Below are 15,503 nucleotides of genomic sequence, written 5' to 3'. Positions count from 1 at the left end.
AACCTTGACTGAATTGTTTTTAAAGTATTACCGTACACAGCAACAAAAAGTGCAATCGGAAAAAACGTATGATACCCAATGTCCATATTGCAGCATGCAATGTAAAATGCAATTGATTGAACAGTCTTTTGTATCAAGAAAAAAATATCTGACAATCGGGAAAGATAATCCAACTTCCGAAGGCCGTTTATGCATTAAAGGTATGAATGCACATCAGCATGCCTTTAGCAGGGAGCGATTGAAATATCCGTTGTTAAAGGTAAATGGGGAATTTGTTCGTATTTCCTGGGAGGAAGCGTTAAACCGCATTAAAGAAAACTTTACCAGAATCCAAACGGAAAACGGGCAGAATGCATTAGCTGTATATGGGAGCGCGTCCATCACGAATGAAGAAGCGTATTTACTGGGGAAATTTGCCCGGGTAGCATTAAAAACCAAATACATTGATTATAATGGCCGATTATGTATGTCTGCAGCCGCTTCAGCCGCCAGCCAAACATTTGGAATGGATAGAGGATTCACAAACAGCTTGTCGGAAATTCCATTTACACGGTGTATCATTTTAGCAGGAACCAATATCGCAGAATGCCAGCCGACAATCATGCCATACTTTGAGAAAGCTAAAAATAATGGGGCTTATATTATAGCCATTGACCCACGGGAAACAGCTACAACGAAAATAGCGGATTTGCATTTAAAACTTAAACCGGGAACGGATGCAGCTTTAGCAAACGGGCTATTGAAGGTAATTATAGAAGAAAACCTTATTGATGATACGTTTATTCAGGATCATGTTAATGGGTTTGAAGGTGTTAAAGAGTATGTATCGTCTCTAAAGTTAGAAGAAATTGAAGAAATGACAGGTGTACCGGTAGAGCAAATTCGTAAAGCGGCGATTAGGTTTGGAAAAGAAGAATCGGGAATGATTTTTACGGCAAGAGGAGTGGAACAGCAAACAGATGGTTCAATATCCGTCCGTAATTTCCTAAATATTCTTGTTTCCACAGGAAAAATTGGAAGGCTGAATTGCGGCTTTGGAGCGATTACCGGACAGGGAAATGGTCAGGGTGCAAGGGAGCACGGGCAAAAAGCAGACCAGCTTCCCGGATACCGTTCAATTGAAAACGAAGAACATCGGGCGTATGTAGCAAGTGTTTGGGGAGTCAATAAGGACGAATTGCCGGGAAAAGGTGTGTCGGCTTATGAACTGATGGAGAAAATCCATGAGGGTGAAATCACCGGCATGTTTTTAATGTGTTCGAATCCGATTGTCTCCAATCCGAACGCTCATTTTGTTAAAGAAGCATTAAAAAAATTAAAATTCTTTGTGGCAGTCGATCTATTTGTCTCAGAGACTGCGAGCTTAGCAGATTTAATTTTGCCTACATCCGCTTATTTAGAGGATGAAGGGACAATGACGAATGTCGAGGGACGGGTAACGTTAAGGGAAGCGAGCTACCCATGTCCGGGAGAAGTGAAACATGACTGGCAAATTATTTGTGAAATCGCCCGTGTTCTTGGCAAGGGAGAGTACTTTTCCTTTTCATCTGCTGAAGAAATTTTTAATGAACTTCGAATCGCAAGCCGCGGAGGAATCGCTGATTATTACGGTATTACGTATGATCGTTTGAGAAAAGAGGGAGGGATATTATGGCCGTGCCCGGACTTAAACCATAAGGGCACCACAAGACTTTTTGAAGCCTCTTTTCCTCATCCTGATGGAAAAGCAGCAATGGTTGCTGTTCCAAATAAACCGGTTGTTCCAAAGGAGCAAGTGTGCGAAGAGTTTCCGCTGTACCTAACAACAGGAAGAGTCATGTCACATTATCTAACGGGAGTGCAAACGAGAAAAAGCCCGGCATTAGCTGCGAGAAATGTTGAATCGTATATGGAAATTCATCCAACAACCGCGATGAAATACCGAATTCAAGATAATACTCTGGTGAAAATTGTATCCAGAAGAGGAAATATTACGGTCAGAAGCAAATGGTCGGAAACCATTCGCCAAGATACGGTTTTTGTTCCGTTTCATTGGGCAGACTCGCAAAATGTCAATTTTCTTGTTTCAAATGAATTGGATCCTACTTGTAGAATGCCTGGATTTAAAGTGAGTGCAGTAAAAGTAAGTCCTGCTATGGATTTATCTTCGAATTAAAAATGACAAGTAAAAAAGATTTTCTAACCTGCCTGAGTCCAATAACTAATTGGACTCAGGCTTTTTAAATTCTTGGTTATGTTAAAGCTCATTGTTATTTTGCTCACAATGTTGATTGGAGCGGAAATCAACAGTCAAGTTTAACAGAGCCAAATTCTTACCAATGTTAGGAGATAACCCAATTAAAAAAGGAACAAATCCTTAACTCTAAAAAATTCACTATTAAATTATCGAAACATTATAAAGATAGTGAAAATAGTATGTTAGGAAACCTAACACGATCGGTAATGTTTTAGAAAAGCTGTGATATAGTTTCTTCATGAACTTTCTAAGGGAGGAACGACAAGTGGAAAAGAAAAAGTTGGTTCTTATAGGAAATGGAATGGCCGGCGTCAGAGCCGTAGAAGAGGTATTAAACATATCAAAAGAGTTATTTGAGATTACTATCTTCGGTAGTGAGCCGCATCCGAATTATAATAGAATTTTGCTTTCAAAAGTATTGCAAGGTGATACTGATGTTAAGGATATTACGTTAAATGACTGGGATTGGTACAAAGAAAACAATATACAATTGTATACCGGAGAGTCGGTAAACAAAATAGATTCGGGAAAAAAAGTGGTTATAACCGACTTAGGGAGGGTAGAACCATTTGATGAGTTAATTATAGCCACCGGGTCTCTTCCATTTATTCTTCCGATTCCGGGAGCGGATAAAAAAGGGGTAACCGCTTTTCGGGATATACAAGATACCGAAGTGATGCTGGAAGCTTCGAAGAACTATAAAAAAGCTGCCGTTATTGGCGGGGGATTACTCGGACTGGAAGCAGCAAGAGGTCTATTAAACTTAGGCATGGAGGTTACGGTTATCCATCTCGCTCCATACTTAATGGAACGTCAATTAGACCCAACTGCAGGTAAACTATTACAAACAGAATTAGAAAAACAAGGAATGTCATTTTTATTAGAAAAACAAACGAAGGAAATTTTTGGTACTGATCGTGTAGAAGGACTAAGATTTAGCGACGGAAGCGAATTAGAGGCGGACTTAGTAGTAATGGCTGTCGGGATCAAGCCGAACATAGAATTGGCAAAGGAAAGCGGAATTTCGGTTAATCGCGGGATTGTTGTAAATGACTATTTGCAAACCAATATACCTGATATTTACGCCGTCGGAGAGTGTGCTGAGCACAACGGAATACCTTACGGGTTAGTAGCGCCGTTGTATGAGCAAGGAAAAGTGTTAGCGAAACACATCTGTGGTGTTGCGACGAATCCATATCAAGGCTCCATTTTATCCACTCAATTGAAGGTTTCCGGGGTTGAGGTGTTTTCAGCAGGAGACTTTATGGAGGCTGAAGACAAAAAATCCATTAAAGTCTTTGATGATCAGGAAGGAATTTACAAAAAAATTGTTTTACGCGGCAACAAACTAGTCGGTGCTGTCCTCTTTGGAGATAGCGGCGATGGGAATCGTTTGTTTTCAATGATTCAAAAGCAAGCAGACATTTCCGATACGATGAAAGTATCCATTCTTCAGCCGCTCGGGCAAGAAACAGGTGGAAGCTTAGTTGCAGCCATGGGCGATGAGGAAATTATCTGCGGGTGTAATGGTGTATCAAAGGGAGGAATTATCCAGGCGATCCAGCAAAAAGGCTGTTCATCGGTTGATGAAATTAAGGCATGTACAAGTGCTTCCAGGTCTTGCGGAGGATGTAAGCCGCTAGTAGCTGAAGTATTGCAGCTGACACTCGGGTCATCGTTTGATGCCAGTGTTCAAAAAGAAGCAATTTGCGGCTGTACTACATTATCAAGGGATGAAGTAGTGGAAGAAATTAAAGCAAAAGGTTTGACCCATATAAAAGAAGTGATGTATGTCCTCGGATGGGGTACGGAGGAAGGCTGTTCAAAATGCCGCCCGGCTCTGAATTACTATTTAGGAATGGTCAATCCAACTAAATATGAGGATGAAAGAGAATCCCGATTTGTCAATGAGCGTATGCACGCAAATATTCAAAAAGACGGTACCTATTCTGTTGTACCAAGGATGTACGGCGGTGTGACCAATTCACAGGATTTACGGCGCATAGCAGATGTTGTCGATAAATATGAAATTCCGTTAGTCAAATTAACGGGCGGACAACGGATTGACTTATTGGGGGTTAAAAAGGATGACTTGCCGAAAGTGTGGGAGGATTTGGACATGCCGTCAGGGTTTGCTTACGGAAAATCGCTTCGTACTGTCAAAACCTGTGTCGGTGAACAGTTCTGCCGGTTCGGAACCCAGGATTCAATGGGACTTGGAATAGATTTGGAAAAGAAATTTGAAGGACTGCAAACCCCGCATAAAGTAAAAATGGCTGTATCCGCTTGTCCGAGAAGCTGTGCTGAATCAGGCTTTAAGGATATTGGTTTTATTGGGATTGACGGCGGCTGGGAAATCTATGTCGGCGGAAACGGAGGAACCCACGTCCGTGGCGGAGATCTATTATACAAAGTGAAAACTTCAGAAGAAGCGATGGAGATTACATCAGCGTACCTGCAATATTATCGTGAAACGGCCAACTATTTAGAGCGTACATCGGCATGGATTGAGCGTGTAGGATTAGAACATGTCCGTTCTGTACTGGATGACAAGGAAAAACGCAAAGAATTGAGTGTTCGGATGGATAAAGCTTTATCGGTTCTTAGCGATCCGTGGAAGGAAATTGTAGAGGATGGCAAAGTGAAAAAAGAGTTATTTGAGAGTCTTGTTATTTCATAATGTACACAATTTAAAGGAGGAAATCTGCAGATGATAAACAAAAGCTTAACAAAATTATCTATTGGTTCAGTCAGTGAGCTCCAAGAACGTATCGGAAAGACCGTTCTGGTTGGAGATAAAGAAGTGGCAGTTTTTAAATTATCAAACGGTAGCGTTCGGGCAGTTGAAAACCGCTGTCCTCATAAAGGCGGGGTCTTAAGCGAAGGAATTGTAAGCGGCGAATTTGTCTTTTGTCCCATGCACGATTGGAAGATATGTCTCGATGACGGAAAGGTTCAAGAACCTGATACAGGCTGTGTGAAAACCTATCAAACAATAATAGATGGAGATGAAGTTTACCTTCTTATTGAAGAGTTGTAAGAAAAGAGGATGTCCGAGAAACAGATACTTGGGCATCCTCCTGTAAAGGAATTTTCGTTTTTATTGTCGGCACTGACATGGATTAAACCGAAAATTCCTTTGCAGATTTTTTTATCAGTTTTAAGCTTTTGTACCAGGTCAGTTAGATAGTGAAAAGTCTACCCAAGTATCGTCAGCGAGGAGCGAAAATAGAAATGGAAAAAAATAAGGGAAAAGTATATATAGTTGGTGCCGGTCCCGGTGATCCGGAGTTAATTACAGTTAAAGCGATGAAATGTCTTGCCATGGCCGACGTGATTTTATACGATCGACTCGTTAATCCGGTTCTGCTGGAATACGGGAGGTCGGAGACCGAAATCATCTATTGCGGTAAAGCTCCCGGAGACCATTGTTTCTCCCAAGATGCTATCCATCAATTATTAGTGGAAAAAGCATTGGAAGGGAAAACAATCGTACGTTTAAAAGGAGGGGACCCGTTTATTTTTGGTCGTGGCGGTGAAGAAGCGGAGGTGCTGGTAAGACATGGAATTGAATTTGAAGTCGTTCCAGGTATAACCTCGGGAATTGCGGCTCCGGCTTACGCGGGGATTCCTGTCACTCACCGTGAATTAAGCCGTTCATTTGCGGTGGTCACTGGTCACTGTATGAACGGTAAACCGAATAACATTCGTTGGGATTATTTAGCGGGTGGCGTGGATACACTAGCTATTTACATGGGAATCAAACATCTTCCTTTTATTTGTAACCAATTGCAATCCTATGGAAAGGCTTCTCACACTCCAATTGCTGTTATTGAACAGGGAACAACAGAACATCAACGGACGGTGGTTGGGACACTTGAAACGATCGTAGAAGTGGTAGAACGAAATCAGATTTCGAATCCGGCAATGATTGTCATTGGGGAAGTCGTAAAACTGTCAGAAAAAATATCATGGTTTCCCGAAAAAGTAACGGAAAAGCTGATTTTCTAAAGGGAATTAATTGTTTTCGCTAGCGCCTGAGTTGAAAATAAGGAATAAACAATGACGGGCAGTCTCCCTTTTCGAGCTGCTCAATTTTTTCGTTTACTAGCCTAAATGAAATAAAAATGCAAAGAAATTTTGAAAATGCATTGACAAGACAGAAAATTTAAACTATTTTAATAGTAATCATAAATTTTGTGTTATAAATAATAATCGTTGTTATGAACTTCTATCCTGAAAACTTTTGAAAGCGTTTTAATTTTAGTGGAGCGCCATATCTTTCCTACATATATCTTCGTGATTTACATACCTTCATTGCAGTTTTCATTAAAAATAAACAAAATGGTATATACCATTAACTGTAAAATGATCATACAATTTACCACAGGAAACATTATTTTCATATATAATTAAGCTTGTATCCCAGTTTGAAATAGGAGACGTATATGAAATGAGTAAAATGTTTAGAGATGAAGAAGCACCCCCATTTTATAAACAGTTAAAGGACAAAATTTTAGAAGACGTTGAAAGTGGTAAATTAAACCATGGGGATAAGCTCCCATCAGAACGGGAACTGGCCGTTCAGTTTGGAATAAGCCGAATGACAGCGAGACATACGTTGTCCATTTTAGAGCGGGAAGGAGTAGTGGAGCGGCGGGTAGGTGCCGGAACCTTTATTTCTAATAATAAAATTGAAATGGATTTTATAACATTTAATAGTTTTACAAACTCCATGTTGGGAAAAGGGTTAAAACCAAGTACACAGGTTCTTTCAATCAGAAAGATTGAAGCAAAAGCTATTTTAGCTGATAAATTGAAGGTTGCGGTAGGGGAAAAAATGGTTGCCATTAAACGTTTGCGGCTGGTGAATGAGATGCCAATCTCCATTGAAGAATCCTTTATTCCGGAACGGTATTGTCCAAATATCGACAATTTAATAACCAATTTCAATTCATTATACCAAATTTTGGAGAGTGAATATGGAATTAGTCTTGTAAAAGCAAAGGAGTATATGCAAGTCACAGTTTCAGAAGAAAGTGAAAGCAAGCTCTTAAGAATTCGCTCTGAAAGTCCGGTTATTTTTCGGGAAGCTGTTGCTTTTGATCCCAATGATCAAGAAATTGAATTTTCTACTTCATTAACAAGAAGTGATATTGTTAAGTTTTATTCCGAGTTGTTTCTGAAATGATTACATTCATTTCAGGTTTAGTATAAATGGTATATACCGATAAAAGTTAAAGATTTTTTTAGGAGGAATGAACCATGAAGGTAATCGGTGTTGGCGATAATGTAGTCGATAAATATCTATTTAAGAAAATGATGTACCCGGGTGGAAATGCTTTAAATTTTAGTGTCTATGCCAAGCAGCTTGGAATAGATTCTGCTTATCTGGGCGTTTTTGGAAATGATCGGGCTGCAGAACATATTAAGAAGACATTGAGAGGCATGAACGTGGAAATTTCTCATTGCAGACAGTATCCCGGGGAAAATGCCTTCGCAGCTGTTGATTTAGTGGAAGGTGACCGTGTATTTATCGGCGGGAATGCTGGCGTGCAAAAGGATCATCCAATCATCCTAACTGCTGAAGATCTGGAATATATTAAAACCTTTGAAATTGCTCATAGCAGCATCTACAGCGGGATGGCAACAGAATTACATAAATTAAAAGAAACAGGGATACTGGTATCATTTGATTTTTCGAATGAGTATAATGACCACATTTTAGAAAGCGTTTGCAAACATGTGGATGTAAGTCTTTTATCATGTGGCCAACTGGAAATGACCGAAATAGAGTCTCTATTAAAACGCGTAAATTCCTATGGCAGTAAGTTTTCAATCGGTACGATGGGCTCACGTGGATCAATGGTTTATGATGGAAAAATTTTTTACCTCCAGGAGCCGCACTTTGTAAAACCGGTTGATACATTGGGGGCCGGTGACTCCTTTTTCACTGCGTTTATAATCCATTATCTCCTTGGAAAAAAGGCGAATCAAAATGAAAGTGACGCTCTTCTTATTAAAAGAAGCTTGGAAGAAGGCGCGAAATTTGCTGCAAAAACATGCCTGGTCGATGGTGCGTTTGGTTATGGGATTTCATTCTAAGCCCTATTTTGGGGGAGTGAATTTTACTATAAAAATATTTTCAATTGGTAGAAACATAGGAGGTGGATCGATTTTATTTTTGAGAAAGAAACGTTAAGAAAATAAGGAGGGTTAATGAATGAGAATGAAAACAAAGGTTTTGTTAGCGGTAATGTTGGTAATCGCACTTGTAGTTACCGGATGTTCCAGCTCTTCCTCAACCAAAGAAGATACTTCCGGTAAAGTCGTATTAAAGTTTTTGCAAAAGTGGCCTCAGCCGGAAAACGCCCCCTATTTTGAAGAAGTAGTAAAAGAGTTTGAGCAGAAAAACCCAAATATCAAGATTAATATGGAAGCTATTGCTGATGAACCAATCAAAGATAAGCTTCGCGTAATCCTTGGCGGAAACGACGTTCCTGATATCATGTTTTCGTGGTCAGGGGAGTTTGCGAGAAAATTCGTTCGCGCAGGCGCCGCTTTGGATTTGACCCCTTACTTAAATGAAGATGCAGCTTGGAAGAATAGCTTTATCCCGGCATCACTGCAGCCTTTCACCTCCGATGGGAAAAATTACGGAATACCTCTTCGCTTTAACGGCAAATTCTTTGTCTACAACAAGAAAATCTTTGATAAATATCACCTGCAAGCACCAAAAACATGGGATGAATTCACCCGGGTTCTCGACACATTGAAACAGGATGGAGAAACTCCTATTGTACTTGGGAATCAAAGTCCTTGGGCGGCAATCCATTACTTAACAGGATTAAACCAGAAAATGGTAGCTCAGGATGTGAGGATGAAAGATTACAATCCAAAGTCAGGAGAATTTACGGATCCGGGCTATGTAAAGGCGTTGCAAATGTTATTGGATTTGAATAAAAAAGGTTATTTTATGAAGGATGTTAACTCTACAACACATGATATGGCAAAGCAATTGTTCTTTGCCGGAAAAGGTGCCATCATGTATGTCGAATTAGAGGAATTTCCTGACGTTGAAAAAGCAATGAGCGGGAACTGGGGATTCTTCCCGATGCCTTCCATTGCGGATGGTAAAGGAAATCAGAATTACATTACAGGTGCGCCGGATGGATTTATCGTTTCATCAAAAACAAAGCACCCAAAAGAAGCATTGGCGTTCTTAAAATTCTTAACCAGTAAAGAAAATGCTCTGAAGCTTGTAAAAAAACTTGGCTGGCCAAGTCCTATTAATGGAGCAACAAATCCCGATACAGCACTTAAACAAGTGGCTGAAGGTGTGGATTACATGAAGAAGGCCGAAGGGATGGCAGAATGGCTGGATACGGATGTCAACGCTAAAGTAGCGGATGTTTATTTATCCAATCTCCAATTGCTTCTGGATGGCTCGAAAACCCCTGAACAAATCATGAAAGAAGTTCAAAAAGTAGCGAAACAAGTACAAAGTGAAGTGGACTAAAAGAGTAAGGGTGGGCAGGAGCACCTGCTTACCCCCTCCTTGGAGGGAGAAAGATGACGAAAACATTTCGAAATAGAAGTACCGCAATACTCTATATTTTACCGGCACTCCTTCTGATCCTGTCACTTGTATTTCTGCCGATTGCATTAAATCTTTATAACAGTTTTTTTCGGTGGAATTCTTTTGAGGCGGGGAAAACTTTTGTTGGATTGGAGTATTATCGCAGACTTTTTAAGGATCCCGTTTTTTTTACCGCACTGAAAAATAATTCACTGTATGCCGTTATTTCCCTAGTGTTTCAGGTTGGCGGCGGCTTAATTATTGCCGCGATTTTAGAAGATAAATTAATTAGAAGGTTTCAACCATTTTTCCGGACCGTGTTTTTTATCCCTTCCGTTATTTCGATAGCGGTAGTCGGCTTATTATGGCAGCTGATCTATAATCCGGAAGTGGGTCTAGTGAATGGGGCATTAAAAGCCATCGGCCAATCCGGCTGGACTCATTCATGGCTCGGTGAAAGTAAGATCGCGATTTACGCAGTAGTCGCTGTATCCCAATGGCAATATACAGGATACATGGCGATGCTCTTCTTAATTGCCATGCAAAAAATACCATATGAATATTATGAAGCTGCCATGCTTGATGGAGCTTCTAAGATAAAAACATTTTTTAACATCACGCTGCCACAAATTAAAGAAATGACTCTTGTTGGTACTGTTATTACGGTAATTGGTGCGTTTAAAGTATTCGATGAAGTTTATATCATGACTAATGGAGGACCGGGCCGCTCAACTGAAGTACTAGGTACGATGCTTTACCGTGCAGCCTTTCGGAATGATGAAATGGGGTACGCCTCCACAATTGGTACCGTTATTTTTGTTATTACACTTACTCTATCCTTACTTCAAATAAAATTAGGAAAATCAGGACAGGAGGTGTAAAGATTCGATGACAATCAAGCATGATCCGATTTTACAGACAAACGAAATAAAGGAAATTCGCACAGGAAGGGTAAGCATTTCGACGACGATAAAAAATCGAATCTTCCAATTTGTCATCCTTTTAGTATTTGGTATTTTTTCATTGGTTATTATTTATCCGATCATCTGGCTTGCCTTGAGTGGACTAAAATCGAATAGTGATTTCTTTTTGAATACATGGTCACTTCCTAAAGAATGGCTATGGGGGAATTATAAGGCAGCATGGGATGCGGGAATCGGCCAGTTTTTCCTGAATAGTGTTTTGGTTACGGTTACATCCGTTATAATTGTTCTACTGTTCGGGTCAATGGCCGCTTTTGGACTAAGCCGTTTTCACTTTAAAGGGCAGAACCTTCTGCTTATCATCGTCCTTTGCGGTTTAATGCTGGCTCCTCAGGTAAGCTTGATCCCACTTTACAAAATACTTCAAGCGATAGGACTCTACAATACATATGGAGCGTTAATCCTTCCGTATGTAGCGTTTCAATTGCCCTTTGCGATTTTCTTAATGAGATCCTATTTTCTTTCCATTCCGGGGGAGCTTGAGGAGTCGGCGATTATTGATGGGTGTAATAGTTGGAAAGTTTATTGGCATATTATTGTACCAATGGGAAAGCCGATCATTGCTTCCTGTGCATTATTAACAGCTATGAGTGTATGGAACGAATTCATGTTCGCGCTGGTTTTTGTCGAGGATAATAACCTAAGAACGATTCCTGTTGGTCTTATGAACCTCCGGAGTCAGTTGAACACAAACTTTGGGATCCAATTGGCCGGTTTGGCGATTGCCGCACTTCCAATGATTATGGCCTATATCCTTTTCCAAAAACAATTTGTTCGCGGTTTATCGGCAGGGAGTGTAAAAGGATAAAAGTAGGGATTCGAATCGAATAGGGAAAGGGTGCTTGAAATTCCTATTCGATTCTTTCAATACCATTTAAAGATACTGCTGTTAAAATGGTATATACCAAATTGATTCAAAGGAGGAATAAAAATGTTAACAGACGTACAGAAGGTTTTGGATGTAATAAAGGAAAGGGAAATTGATCGTGTCTTTTTCGTTGCTTGCGGCGGTTCTTCCTCACTCATGTATGCAAGTAAATATGTGCTGGACCGTGAGAGCGAAACGATAGATTCTGATCTTTATAGCTCAAATGAATTCGTGCATCGGGATCCAAGAAAACTTAATGAAAAATCGCTTGTTATTCTTTGTTCACACTATGGGAAGACGCCTGAAACTGTAGAGGCAGCCAGCTTTGCTCGGGAAAAAGGGGCATTAGCTGTCTCCTTAACCTTTGATGCCGACTCTTCACTTGCAAAAACTTCTGAACATGTCATTGTCTATGAAGATGGGAAAGGCACGAGTTACGTAAATGAGGCACCCGGCATTATGCTGGAACTTGTTTTTGGTCTTCTTTCTTTAAAGGAAGGGAATCAAAAATTTAATGATGTCATTTCTTCATTAGACAACCTTAGACCGATTTTAAAAAAGGAAGTGGAAAAGTCTTTAGTGAGTGCAAAGGAATTTGGCCAATCCTATAAGGATGAAAAAGTGATCTATACGATGGGGAGCGGAGCCAACTTTGGAATTGCCTATTGGTTTGCCATTTGCCTGCTGATGGAAATGCAATGGATTCATTCCCATGCCATCCATGCAGGAGAATATTTCCATGGACCATTTGAAATTTTGGACAAAGACGTACCGATGATTCTTCTTTTAGGTTTAGACGAGACCCGTCCATTAGAAGAACGTTCATTGGAGTTTACCCAAAAATATGGGGACCGGATTATTGTCCTTGATGCGAAGGAATTTGACCTAAAAGGTATCGCAGAAAGTGTAAAAGGCTATATTGCTCCACTCGTAATACAAGCTGTGTTGCGTCAATATGCGGAGGAATTAGCGAAGGTGCGCAACCATCCGTTAAGTACAAGAAGGTATATGTGGAAGGTGCCTTATTAAACAGTGGTGAGAAGGATCTTGATCCCGGCAATTGTGAACGTTGCGGGATAAATGGTGAACCCGGCGGAAATGCGCTTATAATCGGCGGAATTACGGCTAATTTAACCGGAATAAAAGAAAAACCCGGCGGAATTTTCTCCAAAGTCCGCGGAATTGTCTAATAGAAACCCAATTAACTGTGTTCAAAGCAATAATGTTTATAAATAAAACCTATTAAATTAAAAATTCGGAGGTATAATCATGTTAAAATTTGATCCTGATTTATTTTTACAATTAGTTGGAAATGAAGCGATGGCGAAGAGAGAGGAAATTGAAAAGGTAGTGGATAAAATATCTGCAAAAGGATTCAAAAACATTTTCCTGATTGGCTCCGGCGGCACGATTGCGATGATGTATCCATTTGAATATATTCTTAAGTCAAATTCTTCATTAGAAGTACATGCCGAGATAGCGGCTGAATTACTTGTCATGAACAATCGACACCTAACAAAGGATTCTGTTTGTATCTTTGCTTCTGTAACAGGTACAACAAAAGAAACGGTCGCTGCCGCGCAATTTTGTAAAGACAAGGGTGCAACAACTATTGGGTTAGTGGCTGTTCCCGGCACGCCATTAGCCGAAACCGTTGATTATTGCGTTTCAACCGGTCACGAAAAACATTCGTTCGACACTTTCTTTATCCATTTACAGCTGCTTACGTTCCGCTTTATTCATAATCATGATGAGTTTCCGCAATATGATCAGTTTGCAAAGGAAATAGCTGACCTGCCAAAAGGAATGCTAAATGCGATGGAAGCATTCGATACACGCGCTGAACAATTTGCTATTAAGCACAAGGATACAGGATATCACATGTTAGTAGGGGCAGGGAACCTCTGGGGGAACACTTACTCCTATGCGATGTGTATTTTAGAGGAAATGCAATGGATTAAGTCAAAATCCATTCATGCCGCTGAATTTTTCCATGGGACCCTTGAGCTTGTCGAGGAGGATACAAGTGTTATCCTCTTTAAAGGAGAAGATGAAACACGTCCTTTAGTGGAGCGTGTGGAAAGATTCGCGGAAAAAATGACAAGGGAACTCTTCATTATTGATACAAAGGACTATGCATTAGAAGGAATTAGCGAAGAATTCAGAAAGCACCTCGCTATCAATGTAAACTGGGCATTAACCGGCCGAATCAGTATTTACCTAGAACGTGAAAGAAACCATCCGTTAGAGACCAGAAGATACTATCGTAAAATGGACTATTAAAGAGGTGGAATGGTTGTTTAACTTAATAAAAAAATGCATTGAGGGACATGTCTCTCAATGTATTTTTTTTTAATATGAACAGTTTGAAAACAATACAGTTTTTTTTCGTTTATTAAGGGAAGTTAACAATTCATTTAAGAGTAGGTAAATCCTCGATAAATCGACAGATTCTTAAAAATAGCATGTTAAAATGGTATTTGTAGGAATATAGGTGAAAATTTTCCATTACTAAAAACCTTAAAGGATGGCTTTTAAAAATAGGCTTTGTTAAAGATCTTTGTTGAAATCAACAGGCAAATTTAACAAAGCCTAAAAATAAAGGAGGAGAAATGGAAATGGTATGTCAAACACTTTGGAATCGGCAGGCTCCTATACTTGCCGAGATCCTAGATGAGTCTTACAGCAATGGTAAAGACACGAAAGAAAAAATATCTATTTTGGCTTTCGGTAGGACAAATACAGAGGAACCTGTAAAGCCGATCCGTATGATGAAAAAATCTCATAAAAGACAAAAAAGGATAAATGATTTTTTAAAGGATTTCTTGAAAAAAAGGTTGAAAAACTGGCGGTCTAAACCTGGCAATAGGCCTGCACTTAACTTTAAAACGGTCGCATAGATTTTTTATTTCCGAAGGTTCCGAGTGTATCTGGGAGGTATCTGTAAATGGAAAATTTACTTCGAAATGCTGTCCGAAAAAAAAGGCAACTTCTCATTGATAAGCTAATTAAATCGGGTGTTTATAAAAAAAATAATAAACATCTATATGAATGGACATTGAGTGATTTAGAGGAAGAGATTAAATATATAGAAGCAAATGAATTGGATTGCGATTTAAAAACAAATCATGATGGGCTTTAGTATTATACATAATGTCTAAAGTCCAATAAACCATACAGAAATGGATGTCATAATTAAAGAGACCATTCAGGAATAAGGTTGAAAAATCGTTCTTTAGAATTATTTTTTAAATTGGGAGAAATTTTTTGCTGATTGAATTAAAAATGACAAACTATTGGTCATATATTCTAATGGGATCACATTTTTAATGGAAGGAAGTGTTGAATAATGGTTTTCCTTATCCTTATTCTTGCGGTCTTATTGGCGGGTATCATTTATTTTACGGTAAAAAAAGCAAAAGTAAAAGTGGAAAACGAGCAAGCTGTAGTGGAGGATGAAGGTTTACCAAGATTTAAATTTGATGACTGACCAACTGAAAGCTGAAAGAAGCGGTTTCCAAAAGGAGGCAGCTTTTTTTCGCTGACTTAGAGGGAGTATATTTTTCTAATTTCATTAAGATAATAAATGTTGAATGAAAATAATTGGAGGTTTTTACCATGACAGAAAATGATCAACATCCGAACAACGTAGTTGAAAACAAAATGCAACTATTCAAAAATGGGGAACAATCAGCTTTAAATTATGTGCAAACGGCGATAGAAAAAGGCCATCTGTCGACTCAAGATGCCACTCAAAATTTGGTGAATGAAATAATCAATAGACGAAAATAAAATAAGATAAAAAAAGACGATCAATTTTTTTTGATCGTCTTTTCT

General features: G+C 39.4%; 16 protein-coding genes. All 16 read left to right on the top strand.

Annotation, left to right across the window (positions count from 1 at the left end):
* The first annotated feature begins 4 nt into the window (after positions 1–4).
* The 16 genes from nasC (at position 5) to AC3ANV_RS17310 (ending at position 15,458) form a co-directional block, all read left to right on the top strand.
* Positions 5–2,155 (top strand): assimilatory nitrate reductase catalytic subunit NasC, encoded by a 2,151-nt coding sequence (nasC, locus tag AC3ANV_RS17385; protein WP_488309944.1) that lies wholly within the window; start codon positions 5–7, stop codon positions 2,153–2,155.
* 346 nt (positions 2,156–2,501) lie between these two features.
* Positions 2,502–4,916, top strand: coding sequence for a nitrite reductase large subunit NirB (gene nirB / locus AC3ANV_RS17380; protein WP_488309943.1), 2,415 nt, complete (start codon positions 2,502–2,504; stop codon positions 4,914–4,916).
* Positions 4,917–4,946: 30 nt separating this feature from the next.
* On the top strand, positions 4,947–5,276 hold the full coding sequence (nirD, locus tag AC3ANV_RS17375) for a nitrite reductase small subunit NirD (RefSeq protein WP_488309942.1): 330 nt from the start codon (positions 4,947–4,949) through the stop codon (positions 5,274–5,276).
* Positions 5,277–5,470: 194 nt separating this feature from the next.
* On the top strand, positions 5,471–6,247 hold the full coding sequence (gene cobA, locus AC3ANV_RS17370) for a uroporphyrinogen-III C-methyltransferase (RefSeq protein ID WP_488309941.1): 777 nt from the start codon (positions 5,471–5,473) through the stop codon (positions 6,245–6,247).
* A 442-nt stretch (positions 6,248–6,689) separates the two neighbouring features.
* Positions 6,690–7,427 (top strand): GntR family transcriptional regulator, encoded by a 738-nt coding sequence (locus tag AC3ANV_RS17365; RefSeq protein ID WP_488309940.1) that lies wholly within the window; start codon positions 6,690–6,692, stop codon positions 7,425–7,427.
* Between the two features lie 74 nt (positions 7,428–7,501).
* Positions 7,502–8,341 carry a PfkB family carbohydrate kinase gene (locus AC3ANV_RS17360; protein ID WP_488309939.1) on the top strand — a complete coding sequence of 280 codons (840 nt, stop codon included), beginning with the start codon at positions 7,502–7,504 and terminating at the stop codon, positions 8,339–8,341.
* 118 nt (positions 8,342–8,459) lie between these two features.
* The gene (locus AC3ANV_RS17355) at positions 8,460–9,755 is read left to right on the top strand and encodes an ABC transporter substrate-binding protein (RefSeq protein ID WP_488309938.1); all 1,296 of its coding nucleotides are present in this window, start codon (positions 8,460–8,462) and stop codon (positions 9,753–9,755) included.
* A gap of 53 nt (positions 9,756–9,808) precedes the next feature.
* Positions 9,809–10,696 carry a carbohydrate ABC transporter permease gene (locus AC3ANV_RS17350; protein WP_488309937.1) on the top strand — a complete coding sequence of 296 codons (888 nt, stop codon included), beginning with the start codon at positions 9,809–9,811 and terminating at the stop codon, positions 10,694–10,696.
* 7 nt (positions 10,697–10,703) lie between these two features.
* Positions 10,704–11,606 (top strand): carbohydrate ABC transporter permease, encoded by a 903-nt coding sequence (locus tag AC3ANV_RS17345; RefSeq protein WP_488309936.1) that lies wholly within the window; start codon positions 10,704–10,706, stop codon positions 11,604–11,606.
* 123 nt (positions 11,607–11,729) lie between these two features.
* On the top strand, positions 11,730–12,695 hold the full coding sequence (locus AC3ANV_RS17340) for an SIS domain-containing protein (RefSeq protein ID WP_488309935.1): 966 nt from the start codon (positions 11,730–11,732) through the stop codon (positions 12,693–12,695).
* Positions 12,677–12,856 carry a hypothetical protein gene (locus AC3ANV_RS17335; protein ID WP_488309934.1) on the top strand — a complete coding sequence of 60 codons (180 nt, stop codon included), beginning with the start codon at positions 12,677–12,679 and terminating at the stop codon, positions 12,854–12,856. Before AC3ANV_RS17340 ends, AC3ANV_RS17335 begins: the two co-directional genes overlap by 19 nt.
* A 79-nt stretch (positions 12,857–12,935) precedes the next feature.
* A complete protein-coding gene (locus AC3ANV_RS17330; protein WP_488309933.1) occupies positions 12,936–13,949 on the top strand; it encodes an SIS domain-containing protein in 1,014 nt (337 codons plus the stop codon).
* A 329-nt stretch (positions 13,950–14,278) separates the two neighbouring features.
* Entirely contained in the window at positions 14,279–14,566 is a 288-nt protein-coding gene (locus tag AC3ANV_RS17325) for a hypothetical protein (RefSeq protein WP_488309932.1), read from the top strand.
* Between the two features lie 47 nt (positions 14,567–14,613).
* Positions 14,614–14,808 carry a Fur-regulated basic protein FbpA gene (locus tag AC3ANV_RS17320; protein WP_488309931.1) on the top strand — a complete coding sequence of 65 codons (195 nt, stop codon included), beginning with the start codon at positions 14,614–14,616 and terminating at the stop codon, positions 14,806–14,808.
* Between the two features lie 207 nt (positions 14,809–15,015).
* On the top strand, positions 15,016–15,156 hold the full coding sequence (locus tag AC3ANV_RS17315) for a hypothetical protein (RefSeq protein WP_488309930.1): 141 nt from the start codon (positions 15,016–15,018) through the stop codon (positions 15,154–15,156).
* Positions 15,157–15,284: 128 nt separating this feature from the next.
* Complete coding sequence (locus AC3ANV_RS17310) at positions 15,285–15,458, top strand: hypothetical protein (RefSeq protein ID WP_488309929.1); 174 nt, start codon at positions 15,285–15,287, stop codon at positions 15,456–15,458.
* The last annotated feature ends 45 nt before the right edge of the window (positions 15,459–15,503 follow it).

The sequence above is a fragment of the Neobacillus sp. DFD-2R genome, from assembly GCF_057747865.1.
The sequence above is the reverse complement of the archived record's forward strand: the minus strand, read 5'-3'. Positions and strand labels throughout refer to the sequence as shown.